Annotated in this window: 13 protein-coding genes and 1 pseudogene; 6 read left to right on the plus strand and 8 right to left on the minus strand. The window is 53.9% G+C overall.

What is annotated here, in order from left to right:
- Positions 1-44: 44 nt before the first annotated feature.
- On the minus strand, positions 45-1073 hold the full coding sequence (gene glpX / locus C5Y44_RS04050; protein ID WP_105323785.1) for a class II fructose-bisphosphatase: 1029 nt from the start codon (positions 1071-1073) through the stop codon (positions 45-47).
- Positions 1074-1326: 253 nt separating this feature from the next.
- On the opposite strand from glpX, the gene C5Y44_RS04055 reads away from it, so the two are divergent.
- Positions 1327-1929: a DUF4245 domain-containing protein gene (locus C5Y44_RS04055; protein ID WP_105324063.1), complete on the plus strand. Its 603-nt coding sequence runs from the start codon at positions 1327-1329 to the stop codon at positions 1927-1929.
- 20 nt (positions 1930-1949) lie between these two features.
- Here the strand turns inward: C5Y44_RS04055 and C5Y44_RS04060 are convergent, their stop codons facing one another.
- The 3 genes from C5Y44_RS04060 to xseA are packed head-to-tail and all read right to left on the minus strand — an operon-like array spanning position 1950 to position 3939.
- Positions 1950-2336, minus strand: coding sequence for a hypothetical protein (locus tag C5Y44_RS04060; RefSeq protein ID WP_105323786.1), 387 nt, complete (start codon positions 2334-2336; stop codon positions 1950-1952).
- Positions 2337-2361: 25 nt separating this feature from the next.
- Entirely contained in the window at positions 2362-2661 is a 300-nt protein-coding gene (locus C5Y44_RS04065) for an exodeoxyribonuclease VII small subunit (RefSeq protein WP_105323787.1), read from the minus strand.
- Positions 2662-2697: 36 nt separating this feature from the next.
- Positions 2698-3939 carry an exodeoxyribonuclease VII large subunit gene (gene xseA / locus C5Y44_RS04070; RefSeq protein WP_105323788.1) on the minus strand — a complete coding sequence of 414 codons (1242 nt, stop codon included), beginning with the start codon at positions 3937-3939 and terminating at the stop codon, positions 2698-2700.
- A gap of 85 nt (positions 3940-4024) precedes the next feature.
- Here xseA and C5Y44_RS04075 point away from each other — a divergent pair, with 85 nt between their 5' ends.
- The gene (locus tag C5Y44_RS04075; protein ID WP_105323789.1) at positions 4025-5026 is read left to right on the plus strand and encodes a 4-hydroxy-3-methylbut-2-enyl diphosphate reductase; all 1002 of its coding nucleotides are present in this window, start codon (positions 4025-4027) and stop codon (positions 5024-5026) included.
- 112 nt (positions 5027-5138) lie between these two features.
- On the opposite strand, the gene C5Y44_RS04080 is transcribed toward C5Y44_RS04075, so the two are convergent.
- From C5Y44_RS04080 to C5Y44_RS04090, 3 genes are read right to left on the minus strand one after another with little or no spacing between them, the layout of a single operon-like run.
- Positions 5139-6293, minus strand: a complete 1155-nt coding sequence (locus tag C5Y44_RS04080) for a DUF6542 domain-containing protein (protein WP_105323790.1) — start codon at positions 6291-6293, stop codon at positions 5139-5141.
- 35 nt (positions 6294-6328) lie between these two features.
- A complete protein-coding gene (locus C5Y44_RS04085; protein ID WP_233189820.1) occupies positions 6329-7516 on the minus strand; it encodes a DNA recombination protein RmuC in 1188 nt (395 codons plus the stop codon).
- Between the two features lie 31 nt (positions 7517-7547).
- Positions 7548-9137 (minus strand): AI-2E family transporter, encoded by a 1590-nt coding sequence (locus tag C5Y44_RS04090; protein WP_105323791.1) that lies wholly within the window; start codon positions 9135-9137, stop codon positions 7548-7550.
- Between the two features lie 88 nt (positions 9138-9225).
- Here C5Y44_RS04090 and ychF point away from each other — a divergent pair, with 88 nt between their 5' ends.
- Positions 9226-10311 (plus strand): redox-regulated ATPase YchF, encoded by a 1086-nt coding sequence (gene ychF, locus C5Y44_RS04095; protein ID WP_105323792.1) that lies wholly within the window; start codon positions 9226-9228, stop codon positions 10309-10311.
- 177 nt (positions 10312-10488) lie between these two features.
- On the opposite strand, the pseudogene C5Y44_RS04100 reads toward ychF, so the two are convergent.
- Positions 10489-11639 (minus strand): annotated as a pseudogene (locus tag C5Y44_RS04100) (IS3 family transposase).
- 358 nt (positions 11640-11997) lie between these two features.
- Between C5Y44_RS04100 and C5Y44_RS04105 the strand changes: the two are divergent.
- From C5Y44_RS04105 to C5Y44_RS04115, 3 genes are read left to right on the plus strand one after another with little or no spacing between them, the layout of a single operon-like run.
- On the plus strand, positions 11998-15042 hold the full coding sequence (locus C5Y44_RS04105) for an EAL domain-containing protein (RefSeq protein WP_199185978.1): 3045 nt from the start codon (positions 11998-12000) through the stop codon (positions 15040-15042).
- 7 nt (positions 15043-15049) lie between these two features.
- Positions 15050-16519 (plus strand): glycosyltransferase family 2 protein, encoded by a 1470-nt coding sequence (locus C5Y44_RS04110; RefSeq protein WP_105323794.1) that lies wholly within the window; start codon positions 15050-15052, stop codon positions 16517-16519.
- Positions 16516-16731 (plus strand): hypothetical protein, encoded by a 216-nt coding sequence (locus C5Y44_RS04115; RefSeq protein ID WP_105323795.1) that lies wholly within the window; start codon positions 16516-16518, stop codon positions 16729-16731. The genes C5Y44_RS04110 and C5Y44_RS04115 overlap by 4 nt, the downstream gene beginning before the upstream one ends.
- Positions 16732-16811 lie beyond the last annotated feature (80 nt).

Here is a 16811-nt window from a genome sequence, read left to right on the forward strand (position 1 = left end):
CCCTGACATTGGGTGCGGGGCTTGCCTACCAGCCTAGCCAAATCCTATTGTGCGGGATTCGACTCAGGGTCGGAGTAGTCAATTACGGAGTACTCCTGCAGCTTGGACAGCTGGTGAATGGACTCAAGGTAGCGCACGGTGCCGGACTTGGAACGCATGACCATGGAGCGGGTCGTTGCGGAGTTTGCACGGTAGGAGACACCGTCGAGCATGTCACCGTTGGTAACACCGGTAGCTGCAAAGTAGCAGTTCTCGGAGGTGACCAGGTCGTTGGTAAACAGCACGCGGTCGAGGTCGTGGCCGGCGGCGCGAGCACGCTCAGCTTCTTCCCCGTCAGTTGGCCACAGCTTGCCCTGAATTTCGCCGCCCATGCACTTGAGTGCACAAGCGGTGATGATGGCTTCTGGAGTGCCACCGATGCCCATGAGCAAGTCGATGGAGTTGGAGTCCTGCGCAGCGGCGATTGCACCGGCAACGTCGCCGTCCATGATGAGGCGAACCTTGGCGCCGGCTTCGCGGATTTCCTTGATGAGCTCATCGTGGCGTGGACGGTCCAACACAACAACGGTAACTTCCTGCGGGCGAAGGCCCTTGGCTTCTGCGACAGCGTTGATGTTGAAAGCGACAGGCTTGTTGATGTCTACCTTGCCGGCAGCTTCTGGGCCGACAACCAACTTATTCATGTAAAACACAGCGGAAGGGTCGTACATCGTGCCGCGCTCAGCAGCAGCGATGACAGAAATCGCGTTTGGGCGGCCTTCAGCCATCAAGCGGGTGCCATCGACAGGATCGACTGCGATGTCCATTGCTGCGCCTTCACCGGTGCCGACTTGTTCACCGTTGAAGAGCATTGGGGCTTCGTCTTTTTCACCCTCGCCGATAACAACTACTCCGTCCATGGATACGGAGTTGATGAGGGTGCGCATGGCATCGACTGCTGCGCCGTCGCCTTCATTCTTCTTGCCGCGGCCAACCCACCGACCAGAGGCTAGTGCTGCAGCTTCGGTGACGCGCACCAGCTCCATAGCGAGGTTGCGGTCTGGAAGTTCACGATCTCCAGCAGTATTTGTCATCGGTTAGAAGGCCTTCCTCATTGATTAATCTGTGTCAGCGTGTGTCAACTTGTGCGTCAATTTGGCACGTGCATCTCAAGTATGCCCATTGACCCCACTATTATTCCATGTTTCCCAACCTCAGCATCCCCGAATAGTCCCCCGAAAGTGGGGCACCAGGGCTACAGTCACGGAATGCACGTGCAGACAAGGTGCTTAAAGACACCCCGAGTGGGTTACCTATTTCGTATCAGGGCGTGCGATACTAATGCGCATGGCGGGCGAAGATAAACCAAAGATTTTCGAAAACGGCCGGGACATGATGTTGTCGCTCGGCGTTATTGTTGTGGGAATGGTCGCGGTTGTGGGAACAACCGGTCTGTGCACCATTAATCCAGAAACTTCTGATTTGTCTGCCGTTCGGGAAGTTGATGGCGAAGCATTCTTAGATATGGAAGCTCGCGGTGCGCAAGGTGCCATTCGTGTTCCTGATGTGCCAGAGGATTGGGTAGCTAATTCGGCACGTCGTGCTGGGATTGCACAGCAGCCAGCTTCCGTTGTCGGGTGGGTAACGCCGGGAGAGGCATATTTGTCGTCTTGGCAGACGCAAGTTTCGCTTGACGATGCCATCTCCAGCTTCGACGAGCACTTCCGCGAAGAAACCGAAACGGTAAATATCGATGGCCAAGACGTGACCGTGGCTTCTAGCGCGGAAAATAACGTGCGCGAGGTATGGGCGTTCGATTTGGACGATGAACGCGTACTGCTTACCGGTACTGCGTCTGACGCGGACTTTGAGGAATTAGTCCGCGCATTCTTGGCAGTCGACCCGGTCGACATCGGCGCTGCTGATGCAGGCGCCGACGCATCTCATTAGTTGCTTTCGGCGCGGAATAATTAATTATTCCGCGCTGTGAAGCGAATCTTTTCCAGCACGTCCCCGTAGTTAGCGGTGACGCCAACTTGGCGAGTGCGCTCTTGCGCAGCTTCGCCGACAGGGCCGGAAACGCGCTCGCGGTCGACAAAGATTTCAATCTTTTCTTTCGACAACGCTGGTTCTACGGTGATCGCATAAAGCTTGCCGACGCTAAACTCAAAGCTTAAAGAGCCGTTGTAATAAGTTAGCTCCTGGTGGCCTTCTTTGTTTTGAAGGTCAGTTTTGGTGTGCGCGGGTCCAAAGAATTCTTCAATCAAGCCAATGGGGTCGCCAAATTCGACCGCGCCTGCTGAAGCGGATTTGGAGATGAAATCAACGCGGTCACCGGGGTAAGCAAAAATCTGCATGGGAAATGTGTGTCCTTCCTTGTAGCTAGTAGTCGGTGTTGGTGGAGTCTTCGGCGGCATTGTCGGCAGAATCGCTGCCTGCGGCGCGGGCGTTTAATGCGTCTTCCACGCGCTTGGAGGCGCCGTCGAGGTGGTTCTCGCACGCTTTCGCAAGTGCTTCGCCACGTTCCCAATACTTAAGAGATTCATCCAGGCTCATTTGCCCAAGCTCGAGGATCTTCACGGTCTCAATAAGCTCATCGCGAGCTTGCTCATAGGTCAGCGTGTCGATGGCAGGAAAGGCATCCTCGCCTGGGGTGCCGGTGCCAAAAGAATCAGTAGCCATAAAGTTTACTTTCTACGTTGTGGAGAGTGAAAAATTTTAATCGGAGGGGCCTGAGCCCAAGACAGCAGCAGAGAGGGAACCGTCGCCGACGCGGACACGAATTTGCGCGCCTGGTGGAGCTTGCTGGTAGCTGGTGACTACCTCTGCCTCGGAACCATCACGTGGAAGTACCTGGACCACAGAATAACCACGCGCAAGGGTGGCTGCAGGTCCTAAAGCGCTTACCTGGGAGCGAAGCGCGCTGACCCGTGATACTTCACGGTCTAGCAGGACTTGGATATCACGCCGCATCAGTTGCTGCAGTCGCGAGACCTCTTCGCGCTGTACGGTAATCGGACGCATCGGATCCGCAAGCACTGGACGTGAGCGAAGTTGCGCCACGCCGCGGCGTTCACGCTCAACCCACCCTCGTAGGGCAGCGGCCATCCGTCCTCGGGCTTCGGCGATGCGGTCATACTCAATGGCAACATCGGGGACAACCCGCTTGGCGGCATCGGTAGGCGTGGCGGCGCGAACATCGGCGACATTGTCCAGCACTGGATTATCCGGCTCATGCCCAATGGCAGAGACCACCGGAGTGTGCGCTGCAGCGACAGCTCGCTGCAAAGCTTCCTCGGAAAAGGGCAGAAGGTCTTCGACAGAGCCACCGCCGCGGGCGATGATGATGACATCGACGTCCGGGTCTGCATCGAGAAGCTGCAATGCGTCGATAACCTGTGCAACCGTACCGGTGCCTTGCACAGCGGTGTTGATGACACGAAACTGCACCGCGGGCCATCGGTCTTGTGATACTGCGAGCACATCGCGCTCGGCCGCCGAACCGCGACCGGTAATCAGCCCAACTTTCTTAGGCAAAAAGGGCAGCGGCTTTTTGCGCGCCGGGTCCGTGAGCCCTTCGGCAGTAAGTTGCTTGCGCAAGGCTTCGATGCGGGCCAGAAGCTCACCGATACCAACGTGGCGGATATCCGTGGTCCACAAACTAAAGGTTCCACGGCCGGCATAAAACGCAGGCTTGCCGTAGACCACCACGCGGTCGCCGTCTTTTAGCGGCGTGGGAAGGTTGCGCACCAAATCTGTCGGACACGTCAACTGAACAGATTTTTGCTGCTCGACATCGCGCAGTGTCAGATAAGACAACTTCCACGTCGGCTTGATATTAATTTGGGTCAGTTGCCCCTCAACCCACAAGAATCCAAGCTTCTCAATCCACCCTTTAACCTGGTCATTTACCTTGCCGACCGGCCATGGTGCTTCTGGGGAATTTACGGATTGCGTCACGTGTGACCTCCCCGATTGCGTAACGAACTTTGGTGCATAATCACCCAGTCTATTGTTTTAGCAGCACCTGAGATAGTCTAGGGGCATGACTGAGGCAGGAAAGAACGTTCTCCTGGCGGCACCCCGCGGCTATTGTGCCGGTGTGGATCGTGCAGTTGAGACAGTTGAAAAGGCATTGAGCAAGTACGGCGCACCCGTGTATGTGCGTAAGCAAATTGTTCACAACAAGTATGTTGTTGAGTCTTTGGCTAAGCGCGGAGTCATTTTCGTTGAAGAAGCATCTGAAGCACCAGAAGGTGCTCACTTGGTATTTTCCGCACACGGTATTTCACCAGCTGTGCGTCAAGAGGCCGAAGGCCGCAAGCAACTAACCCTAGATGCGACGTGCCCTTTGGTGACAAAGGTGCATCGTGAAGCTGTGCGTTTTGAACGCGATGGCTACCACATCTTATTGATCGGCCACGAAGGCCACGAAGAAGTAGAAGGCACCGCCGGTCACGCACCGGAGGTCACCCACCTGGTAGATGGCGTGGAAGGCGTAGAAAAGCTTCCAGAGTGGCTGCAGAATGAAAAGCTGGTGTGGCTGTCACAGACAACCTTGTCAGTGGATGAGGCCATCTCCATCGTGAATCTTTTGCGCGAGCGTTTTCCACACTTGGAAAACCCGCCATCAGATGACATTTGCTACGCAACGCAAAACCGTCAGGAATCCGTCAAGGCCATCGCGCCGAAGTGTGACCTGATGATCGTTGTGGGCTCCACCAACTCTTCGAACTCCGTGCGCCTGGTTGAGGTGGCACTCGATGCTGGCTCCAAGACCTCTTACTTGGTCGACTATGCATCCGAGATTAAAGAAGAGTGGCTGGAAGGCGTCGAGACCGTTGGCGTTACCTGTGGTGCTTCCGTTCCGGAGCTGTTGGTACGTGAGGTTCTCGAGTTCCTCGATGAGCGCGGCTACAACAACGTGGAGCAAGTCACGACCACGACGGAGACCATTCAGTTCTCCTTGCCACGTGAGCTGCGCCCACCTCGCACTGCAACGGCACGCAACGCTGCGGCACGTGAGCGCGCCAACGCCGAGGCTTAATGCTCGGCCTAAAGGCCTGCGCATTAAGCAATAAATAGGCAATCAGCCCCGTCTTCGAGAAGAGAAAATCTTCTTAAAGATGGGGCTGATTGCTTTTAAACTGAAGGTTTAATTAGTTGCCGTAGAGGTCTTCATCCAGAGCACGGGGAGCGCGCTTGCGATTATCGGCCGCATCTGGAGCTGGAGCTTGCTTCGATGGCGCGTCTGTGGGCGGAGTAGGGCGCTTTACGGTCTTTTGTACATCGCCTGCACGGCGGCGCGGATCGGGGCGCAGACGAGCGTCCGGGCGGGCACGAGAGGTGCGATCTGAGCCAGCTGCATTGACTGCGCCATCGGTGGCGTGGCGAGTGCCAGACTGTGCACGGCGAGCGCGCTCTTGATTCCTTTGCGCTTCAGTAACCCGACGACCCGCGCGGGAAGCGTAGCCAGAGCGCCCAGCGATGTCTCCGTGGCGGTACTCACGAGAAGAGCCATCACGAGATGAGACATCACGGCGCGCGGTGCGTCGTGACGCATCAGTGGAGCGGACCCGGCGAACCTCGCTAGCAGTGCCGCGACGAGACGACGCACGAGGCGAAGGCGCAGGAGGCAGGGTAGTACGCCCAGCGGCACCTGAGCTAGGAGTTTCAAGGCTTGTGGTCTTGGAATCAGTACCAGGACGCGATTGCGGACGCGGCGTGCGCTTATTGTTTTTGCTGCGCTCGACCAATTCCGCCACGGATAGACGTTCCGTAGTTTTGCGAGCACGCGAAGTGGTTTGAGTATTTCGGCGATTCGATTCGGCCATCGTCCGGCGATTAACCATTTCTTTAGAGCTAATGCTCGTAGCCTTTTGCTTCGCGCGGTATAGGCGGAATACCGCAACAGCGATGCATACCAGCAACGTGATGGCCAAATGCGGAAAGACCTGAAGCAGTGGATATGCCGAGGTCACCAAGATGGTCGCTGAGAACATTGGCGAGCCCTCGCCGGCCGATGCGCGCGAAACTACCCACGACGTTATGAAGATAGCGATACTAAATAACAGTGGAATGGACGCAACGGTTAGGAATAAACCGCGGACGTGCACAATCAAGCTGGCTGCGATCGCACCGAGGATAAAGCAGATCAAAAAAGGCCAGCCCACTGAAGCTGTGATGGAAGAAATAAGCAATCCAGTCACAAGGGCGGCCATAATGACAGCAATACTCGTCCACACGGGCAACGCGCCGAAGCCCATTTCGGCGCGGCTACTTACTGGGTGTGATTGGGTATTGACATGGGACACGGTGAGAGAGTCTACCTTGTCATTTCGCCAAATCCTTAACTGCCGGCCGAATTCATGCCGAAGAGATCAGTCCCACCTTCGTCATTATTGAAGTCAGTGGTGGTTTCGGTGCTGGCCTTGGCTGGAGCAGCTGTCACCGGCGAAAGGTTGGTGGGGCGCTTATCCGTGCGGGTAGGGATATCCATTTCTGATAGACGGCGCGCCGTGACCATCACGCGTGAGTCCATTGAAGACAGCGTGGAGTTGAAGGCTTCCACTGCCTTTTCCAAGCTGCGGCCAACGCGGTTGTAATGGTCACCGACGGTATTAAGTCGCGAGTACAACTCGCTGCCAAGGCGTTGCACTTCACGTGCTTTATTGGAGATATCCTCATGCCGCCAACCCAAGGCCACCGTGCGCAAGAGCGCGAATAGCGTGGTGGGCGTTGCGATGACCACGTTGCGCTCAAAAGCGTATTCCAGAAGCTCTGGGTCTACGCCGAGAGCAGCGTCCAAGAACGGATCCGCGGGAGTAAATAGGACGACGAACTCCGGGGTCGGCGAGAAGGCTTCGATGTAGTCCTTATGAGAAAGCTGTTGCACGTGGGTGCGCACCATGTGTGCATGGCGGCGCAAATAAGCTGCGTGCTCTTCCGGATCGGAAGTTTCCAAGGCATCCAGGTAAGCCGAAAATGGAACCTTGGCATCGACCACGATGTGACGTTGAGATGACAAGTTGACCACCAAGTCAGGCCTGACAGCTTTATTTCCCAAGTAAGCAGTGACCTGGGAGTCAAAGTCAACGTGTTTGACCATTCCGCCAAGCTCAACGACTCGCTCCAATTGGATCTCACCCCAGCGTCCGCGGACATTGGGAGAACGTAACGCCGTTACCAGTTGATCCGTGCGGTCGGACAGGCGGGTGGAGGTGCGCGACATGGTGTGTACTTGACTGGATAGCTGCGCAAAGGCATTGACGCGCTCAGACTCTAATTCTTGTAACTGCGAGCCCAGCTTTTCCATCGCGCGCTCGAGCGGAACCATGGTTTGCGCAACCGATTGATTGACGGACTTATTCACAGACAAGGCAAGCTCTGCGGTATCCGCAGAGTCGCCGGCAGGTGGCTGGCCCAAGGAAAGGGCAGAGGTCCGCGAGCTATGCACGAACCAGCCCAGTGCTGCGCCCAGTAAAAGGCCGATGAAAAGACCGACAAATAGCAGCGTGATTGGCAGTGCAGAACTCATGTACTCACTGTCTCATACGCATCAGACAACGCTAACGATCGCGGTCGCGCGGATCGAGTAGATGTTCGAAGAAATCGCGCGCTTGCTCGATCTTTCCCTTTGCCTGGTTGGCGGCAGTGTTGTTGGGGGTGGCGTCGACATCGACAAGCTGCTCTAGCGCATCTCCTACTCCGTCGTTGTTGACATCGGAGATAGCTGAAGCCACAGCGGGGGACTGGACATTTTCCGGAAGCTCCGACAATAGCTTGCGGCGGTGCGCACCTTGAGCCTCGTTATAACGGCCTGCAAGATAACCCGCAACGGTAGCGAATTCGATGTCGCTGGCTTTCTTCTCTCCCGACTGCAACTGCAGCATGTCCTGAATGTAGCGGTAGAACACCGCAATCATGGCAGCGGCTGGAACCGCGAGGAAAGCACCAATCAGGTTAAAGAGCGCGCCACCAACGGTAACGGAGATCAACACGATGACAGGGTGCAGGTTCATGGCTTTGGACTGCAGCCATGGGGAAAGGACGTTGCCTTCTAGCTGCTGCACCAGCAAGACCAGACCCAGAACGATGAGAGCTTCTGTAAAGCCCAGAGACACCAGAGCGATTAAGACTGAGAGGGCGCCAGCAACGATCGCACCGACCAGCGGGATAAAACCAGCCACGAAAGTGATAATCGCAAGTGTCATCGCCAGCGGCACGCCGATGATATACAGACCCGCGCCAATGAAGACTGCGTCAATTAAAGACACCAGTGCCTGCGCGCGGATATAGCCGCCCAAGCTATTCCAGCCGCGGGTAAGCGCCTCCGTGAGGTGCCAGCCTGCACGACGACTGGTGGCCTGACGAATCCAGGGAAGAAACTTGTGTCCATCTTTGAGGAAGAAGAACGTCATCACCGTCATCACAACCAAGGTGATAACCACGCTGGTGGCTGTGCCAACGCCAGAGATAAATGACCCGGCGATGGAGCCTGCCTGCTGCTGAATCCAATTAGCGATTTCATCAACATACTTGCCAATGTCGGAAGCGTTGAGCTCTAGGGGTGGCCCCTGCGCCCACAGCTGCAGACGCTGGATACCTTCAACTGCTTGGAGATACAGCGACTGCGATTGGCGGGCAAAATCAGGCGCGACGAAAGAAAAGATGCCGCCGGCAATGAATACAAAAAGCAAGAGGCTAATGATTGCCGCTAGCGCTGAAGGCACCTTGAACTTACGTAGCGTTGAGGCAATCGGTGCGAGCACCGTACACACAATCAGCGACAGGACAACGGGCAAAATACCTTGCCAGAAGCTGCCGATGATCTCGCCCAGTAGATATAAAAAGAAGCCAATGACAACCAGGCGAATTGCCCATAGTGAGGCAGACTTAATCATTCCGCCGGCGACAACCATGCGGTCGACTTGATCGCCTGGGGGATGAGGAGAGATCGCTTCTAAGCGTTCCACATCAGTGTTGTGGTCAAACTTGCCACTGAGCTGCAATTTTTCCAGCTCACGCGCGGTCACTTCTTGAGCCTGCGCAACTTGTGCTGCATCAGTGGATTGAGCAGTGCTTTCATCGCTGTGCTCTGTGCTCATGTGGTGTTCACCGCCGCTCGGATCTGGTGTTAGAGAATCTTTTGAACTCACGCTTCTATATTGCCCTAAAAATGAATGATTTAGGCTACAGCCCGCCCATTCTGCCACACCCGCATTGGTGTGCGTTAGGATTGTCCGCGTGAGTCTTACACTTGGAATTGTCGGTTTGCCCAACGTTGGCAAGTCCACTTTGTTTAATGCCCTGACCCGTTCTGACATCTTGGCTGCGAATTACCCCTTCGCCACCATTGAGCCCAATGTCGGCCTGGTCGAATTGCCCGATCCGCGACTTGGCCGCCTGGCTGAAATTTTCGGCTCCGAGCGCATCTTGCCAGCGACGGTGTCCTTCGTGGATATCGCCGGCATTGTGAAGGGGGCATCGGAAGGCGAAGGCATGGGCAACGCCTTCCTCTCCAATATCCGCGAAGCTGATGCCATCTGCCAGGTTGTGCGTGCGTTCTCCGATGAGAATGTCATCCACGTCGATGGCCAGGTCAACCCAACCTCGGATATTTCTGTCATCAACACTGAGTTGATTCTGGCTGACCTGCAGACCATCGAAAAGGCCCTGCCTCGTCTGGAAAAGGAGGCCAAGAAGAACAAGGATCTGGCTGAGCAGGTTGAAGGCGCCAAGCAAGCGCAGGCCATCTTGGAAGATGACCGCACCTTGTCTGCCGCTGCGAAGGCCGGCGAAATCGATCTGGCGCTCGTGCGTGACCTGCACTTGATGACGGCGAAGCCTTTCCTTTATGTCTTCAACTCTGACGAAGAGGTCCTTACCGATGACGCGAAGAAAGAAGAACTCCGTGCGCTAGTTGCGCCTGCCGATGCAGTCTTCCTCGACGCGCAGACCGAAACCGAACTGCTTGAGCTCGACGAGGACGAGGCACTGGAGCTTCTCGAGTCTGTCGGTCAGACCGAACCTGGCCTGCAAACCCTAGCGACTGCTGGTTTCAAGACCCTTGGTCTGCAGACCTACCTGACCGCTGGCCCAAAGGAGTCCCGCGCGTGGACCATCCGCCAGGGTTCCACCGCCCCTCAAGCTGCTGGTGTTATTCACACCGATTTTGAAAAGGGCTTCATCAAGGCCGAGATCGTCTCCTTCGAAGACCTCGACGCTGCCGGCTCCATGGCTGAAGCCCGCTCCGCCGGCAAGGTCCGCCAAGAAGGCAAGGACTACGTCATGGTCGACGGCGACGTCGTGGAGTTCAAGTTCAACGTGTAACGCCGGGCGTTAATGACGCTTCGCGTTATTGGGGTAGTTTGAAGCGTAGCTCAGTAGTTCACCGACAAGGACGCTGAACGATTGTGGAATCGAGAGCGAGGTGGAGATTTTGACTACCACTGCCAAGCTCCCCCTATACATGAACTAGCCCCGGAAAGTAGACACGTCGGGGGTTAGCTATGCTGCTTGGGTCAGTGTAGCTAACGTGAGTGCTTCGAAGTCATCGGGGGCTAGAAGGTTGCACCAGGAGTGTCGTCTGCGCGTGTTGTAGCGCATGCACCATCGGAAGACTTTCCTATCACGCAGAACTTCACGCTTTAAGGCGGTATTAAATGATTCTGCCAGGGCATTATCGGCACTCGTTCCCACCGCACCCATGGACTGGCGCACACCAAGCTGGTCGCAGTGGTCCCTAAATGCTTGTGAGGTGGACACACTGCCGTGATCGGAATGGAAAATTGCCCCTTTAAGGCTTCCGTGGACTCTTCTGGCATGCGACAAAGCTTCGATAACCAGCGATACCCGCATGTGATCGGCTAGTGCATGGCCGACGAGTTTGCGCGAGTAGGCGTCAATGACCGTGGCCAGGTACATGTTCTTGCCGCCATTACACGGCAGGTAGGTGATCTCGCCTACAGACACGAGATTCGGCCTGTCAGCGGTGAATTTGCGGCCTACTAATTCTGGCATGACGCGGTGGCCAGGCTTGCGCCCGGTGGTTATGCACCGACGCCGCTTACTAAAGCCTTTCAGCCCCATGGATTTCATGATGCGTGCGACCTTCTTGTGATTGGTCGGGCCGAAGTCCGTATCGTCGTTAAGTCTTGCAGCGATGCGTTTAGCACCATAAAGCCCGTGCTCATCGTCGAAGATGGTCTTGATTCTTGCACCAATAAGAGCATCAGAACACATCTTTAACCTGCGTTCTTCGCGAGTGTTGACCCATTTGTAGAACGAGGAGCGATTGAGCTTTAACACATGGCACATCCGTGTGAGCCGAATATTCGGTTCGGTGGTCATAGACAAACTGGAAGCGGATTACCAGCGTGTCTCTTCGGCAAAATATTTCGCGGCCTTGCGCAGGATATCGCGCAGCTTCGCGTTCTCTTTTTCTAACTGGCGGATTCGTTCGGAATCAGTCGTCGCCTGGGCCTTGTCACGCATGGTTTTCGTGCGGGCGCGTTTGCCGGTGCCGTACTGCTTGATCCAGGAATAAAGTGAAAACGATTGACTCCTAGCTCTGCTGACTCAGACTGAAGTGAGAGGTCCTCATTGTTTTCGTAGAGGGCCACAGCATCACGTTTGAACTGTTCGGAGTACCTAGGCATGGTGGTAGATTACCTTTCTTCCCAACCCAACTGGGCTGGATATCAGGTGTCTAACAAACAGGGGTCAGGTCCGGCGGGGCCTACAAAGTCACCGACCGCGGTTAATCCGATGCGCTGAGGTGAAATCAGCCACGAGCTAGGCGCATCCATGCGCTTGACACACTATAGGAGCATCGCAACTGGATTAAAGCAAACAGTTCAATATTCAGCTCATCAGATAGCTGGGAGAAGCGTAATGTCAATAACGATATTTTTGGCCTCTTCCAGTATGTAAAGAATGCTTTAGAGGGATAATATCTATATAAAAGCCTGATTCACATTGTAAAAGCCTTATTCTCCGTGAAGGATGACGATTGCTGTGAACGCGACCAGTCGTTGGCTACTTGCCAATTCCAGTGACCCCTCGTTGTATCGAGACAGTTCACTGCTGGTGGCTTTGGTGCGTCAGATTGTCTTTGCGTTCGCGTATTCGATTGCTGTTATTGGCTCATACTCACTGGTATACGGCGATTCGTTAGTCGCAATTGTGTGGCCATCAGTGGGAATCGCCGTGTGGTGGGCCGTGACTTGCAGAAGCTGGAAAAACTTCGCCCTAATTTGTGGATACGTGTTTCTAGTCCCAGCCATATACCTGCACTTTTTTACGGAAACCTCCATCAGGGGAGTGATTCTGGCAGGAATTGCGCACGCTATCGCAGGTCCTGGCGTTGCACTGGTTATGGCATTCATGGAAAATGCGCAATTGCCAGAACCGTTGCGTAAACGGCGTGCATTCGCACCCTTCTCCCATATTCGCCTTTCAGCCGATGTATTCCGGCTCCTCGTCGCGGGCATTGTCATGGTCGCAATATCCAAATTGATTGTGATTCTTGCTTATGCACTGGCAGATTTGCCGTATTCATTCACCCTTTATCTGACGATGGCCCTTCGTGACTTGACTGGCATTATTGTGGTTGCCGGGCCCGGGATTGCACTTGCGACGCCGCTGGTACTAAATATTCACCAATCAGCATGGCGCGAGTTCGCAGTTGTTTTCATAGCTACGATCGGAGTGCTGGCGCTCATTTTCGGATTTGCTGTAGATCTTCCGACGGTCTACTTGGCAATGTTGCCATTGTATTGGAGTGCAACCCGTCTTCCAGTGCCTTTAGCCGTTCTACATGCGGTGATTACCTCAGCAATAGTCGTAATTCTGTATTTCCTATTAGGTACCGGACCTTTTGCGATTACGGACGAATCCATACTGGTGCAGGCAACGACAATTCAGCTTTTCGTTCTGATGTGTATCTTGTTGTCGCTAGTTGTGTCAACGACAGTCCAGCAGACATCAGCACTGGTTGAAGAGCTAGAGGTGGTAGCAAAGACCCTTCCTGATGCGCTATTTATCGCAAACAAAAATGGAAGAGTATTTCCTGTTAATGCGGGCGCGAAGAACCTCGTCAAGCAAACACCGGATGGGCATTATTCCATGCCGAAACTGCAGGATATAGACGGTGAACCCATAGATGAGGAAGAACGTCCGATCAGTTTGGCCTTGCGTGGACAAGGTGTCGAAAGAGTATTAGTCAAGTTAGGTGAAGTACCGGGAGAAGATCCGGACTTGGCTCGTCGAATCTTCAAAATTAGTGCGTCACCGATGTATCTGCGTGGAGAAACTGAACCGGGTCATGCGCTTGTGATTTGGCATGACAGTACTAATGAGTATTACACGATGCAGGAATTGACGCGTGCATATGAAGAATCGCGGCTGCTATTTGAAAATGCCCCGCACGGGATTGCAATGCTGGAGCCTTCGGGAGAAATCGTAATGGCGAATCGATCCTTTGGTGACTTGGTGGGAACGACTCCTGTTCGACTCTTAGGACGAAATCTAGAGGATTTTGGAGTAGAGGAGGGAACCATGGACGACGTGACCCCTGTTCTGTCGGTCCCAGAAGCCGTTGTGCACTTGGATCGTTCGCTCGAAACCGTGAGAGGTAAACAGAAAAACGTTGCTATGTCATTTAGCTCGATGGGCAATGTTGAAGGCAGACCCGGAACATTACTCGTTAATGTTGTCGATGTAACTGAGCGCCAAGAACTCATCGAGCTTGTGAAGCATTTGGCGGATCATGACTCCCTGACAGGATTGGTCAATCGCAGACGGCTGGAATCTGATATCGAAGAGCTTAGCCTCAAGAATGAACGCGATTCGAGCGATAGTGCATTGTTGCTTTTGGATCTGGATTACTTCAAGGAAGTTAATGATTCGCTCGGCCATGAGGCTGGTGATCAGTTGCTTATTGAGTTTGCAGAAATCCTCAAAGACAGCGTGAGGGAGTCCGACATTGTCGGTCGCATCGGTGGCGATGAATTCGTTATTGTTTTGCCCGATACCGACAGGGATGGCGCTGAAGCAATCGGTATCAGAGTTATTGAGTTGGTCAATCAGCACTTTAAAGGCCGAGGAAAAGTGTTATCGCGGGTGTCAGTAAGTATCGGCGTCACGCTCTTTTCTGATGCTCGTGCCCAAGGTGTGAAACCATTCACTCTTGCTGATCAGCTGCTTTACGATGCTAAACGCGCAGGTAGAAATCGGATTGCGGTGCGCAAAGCCGAAAACACTATTGTTCGCTCAGCCAAGCCCGCATTCTCAGTTGAGGGACTTCCGGAGATCTTGGAGTCAGATTCTATCCGCCTCGAGCTGCAGCCGATCCTAGAACTTGAAACAGGTCGGGTGGATGCAGCCGAAGGCCTGCTCCGGATCAACTTGAATGGCACAGATGTGCCTACGGGGCAGTTTGTTCAGTCGGTTGAACAGGCTGGTCTAGCCCCGGAGCTTGATATCGCAGTCATGCGAGAAGGTATTAAGCATATTGAGAGGCTGAGAGCTGTGTGTCCGACTTTCAGCCTCGCTTTGAATCTGTCGGGCTACTCTCTGAGCTCTGCGGAAATGCGGGAGAAACTAAGAGCCGAATTTAAAGCTCATGATTTGCCAAGGGAATCATTTAGGTTTGAGATTACTGAGACCGCTCCCATTGAAGACATTGACGCAGCAAAAGAGTTTGTGCAGATGCTGAAAGATTTTGGCTTCCACATCGCAATCGATGACTTTGGCGCAGGACATGAGCCTTATCAATATCTAAAGAAGTTCGACTTTAGCGTGCTGAAGATTGCAGGTGAGTTCATAGAAGGTATGGTCACCAGCCGCGTGGACCGCAGCATCGTCGAATCTATTGCCCAACTTGCTAAGGATGAGGAGATGGAAACCGTCGCCGAGTTTGTTTCAAGCAAGGAAATTTTGGAGGCGGTACGGGAGATAGGCGTAACGTACGCCCAAGGTTTCCATATTGGTAGATCCAAGCCGATTGATGAATTTATAGCTACTTATCTCGAGACGAACCAAACCGCTACCTGGGGGTAGGAAGAATATGGAAAAGAAGAGCTTTCCAATCGCAAGAGTCATCGGTATCGGCGTCCTTGGCATCGCCGGGATGGGAATATTGCTGCTATGGCTTGCAGTTACCCTGTCTGATCCAGCATCACCGGGTGCCCAAGAAACCGAAGTCTTTGATAGGTGGAAAGTGCTCTTTGATGACTATATTCCACCAGTCAGGGTATTGGTTGCTGCAATTACCGTTGCATTAATTTTCGTCTTTATCGCTGCCACAGTGGAACGAACCGTAACCAACCGCTACCGACGCTCCGTAGACGGCGAAGGAGTGCCATTAGCGCCGAAGATTGTGATGGCAGAAACCCGAGGGGTATTTCATGGACCAATTACCATTAACGTGCTCGTGCCAGCACACAATGAGGCGGAAAGAATTACTGGAACAATTCAGGCATTGAAATCACAACATGAGCCCCCAGAACGCATCGTTGTAGTTGCCGATAATTGCACTGATGAAACTACGGAATTAGCCCGTGCTGAGGGAGTAGAGGTCTTGGAAACAGTCAATAATAAGTTTAAGAAGGCTGGAGGGCTCAATCAGGCTTTGAGCCGGATGCTTCCCACATTGGGGGAGAATGACATTGTGATGATCGTTGACGCTGATACAGCACTTGACCAAGGTTTCCTCAAGGAAGCACGACGCCGCTTTGAGTCTGATCGCGCTCTAATGGCCGTGGGCGGATTGTTCTACGGTGAGTCAGGTTCCGGATGGCTTGGCCAATATCAGCGCAACGAATACACCCGTTATAGCCGTGACATCTATCGACGCCGCGGACGTGTGTTTGTTTTGACTGGAACAGCGTCGGCTTTTCGGCCACGCGGCCTGCGGACAGTGGCGGAATCACGCGGGACATTGATCCCCGGACGTAAAGGCGATGTTTATGACACCGCGGCGTTGACCGAAGATAATGAGTTGACCCTGGCTTTGAAATCACTCGGTGGGCTTATGGTGTCACCCAATGAGTGCACAGTAGTGACAGAAGTGATGCCGACTTGGAGAGAATTATGGCATCAAAGGCTTCGATGGCAACGCGGTGCGCTGGAAAACCTCGGTGCTTATGGCATCACACCACAAACGACACGGTATTGGTTCCAGCAGCTGGGAATCGGTTACGGCGCATTAGCCTTGGGCGCCTATTTCGCAGTCATTATCATCACGTTTCTCGCCCGAGATCAGTGGATCTGGTATCCATTCTGGATGCTGCTGGGACTGTTGTTCATGATTGAACGCGTGCTAACGGTATGGAGGTCCACATGGTTTGCCAGGTTTGTTGCTGCGTTATTAATCCCAGAGCTCATCTACGCCAGCTATCTCAACCTGGTATTTCTCAACGGCGTTGTGGATATTCTATTGGCCAAGCAAGCTCACTGGGGTGAGCATGATGACAAGACAATGCAGGTAGCTGATACAGCTGCCGGAACTAACGATGAAGGGGAGGAACGCCGATGATCTTTTCAGAAGAGATTCTCCATACCGACTGGTTCGCAGCACTTGCTGCTTTCGTCGCGATTAACACCACAATCTATGTGGTTCTTGCTATTGCTAAGACGCTGCCGAAGATTTATGTCACTGACTACTTACCGCGGAATTATGAGCGTGCTGAGACACGCAGCATTTATCCAGACGTTGAAGAACCGAAAAGGCAGAAGCCCGAGAAGTAGGATTAGGGCGGATAACGAATGCGCACGGCTTCAACCATTGTTTAGGCAACTCCCGACGATAATTCAGGCACCTCGTTTCT

This window comes from Corynebacterium sp. J010B-136, from assembly GCF_002967075.1.
Lineage (GTDB): Bacteria > Actinomycetota > Actinomycetes > Mycobacteriales > Mycobacteriaceae > Corynebacterium.

Coding starts and splice junctions, on each gene's coding strand:
- C5Y44_RS04055 (WP_105324063.1), top strand. CDS start 1,327: ATGGCGGGCGAAGATAAACCAAAGATTTTCGAAAACGGCCGGGACATG.
- C5Y44_RS04065 (WP_105323787.1), bottom strand. CDS start 2,661: ATGGCTACTGATTCTTTTGGCACCGGCACCCCAGGCGAGGATGCCTTT.
- glpX (WP_105323785.1), bottom strand. CDS start 1,073: ATGACAAATACTGCTGGAGATCGTGAACTTCCAGACCGCAACCTCGCT.
- C5Y44_RS04060 (WP_105323786.1), bottom strand. CDS start 2,336: ATGCAGATTTTTGCTTACCCCGGTGACCGCGTTGATTTCATCTCCAAA.
- C5Y44_RS04075 (WP_105323789.1), top strand. CDS start 4,025: ATGACTGAGGCAGGAAAGAACGTTCTCCTGGCGGCACCCCGCGGCTAT.
- C5Y44_RS04110 (WP_105323794.1), top strand. CDS start 15,050: ATGGAAAAGAAGAGCTTTCCAATCGCAAGAGTCATCGGTATCGGCGTC.
- C5Y44_RS04085 (WP_233189820.1), bottom strand. CDS start 7,516: ATGAGTTCTGCACTGCCAATCACGCTGCTATTTGTCGGTCTTTTCATC.
- C5Y44_RS04115 (WP_105323795.1), top strand. CDS start 16,516: ATGATCTTTTCAGAAGAGATTCTCCATACCGACTGGTTCGCAGCACTT.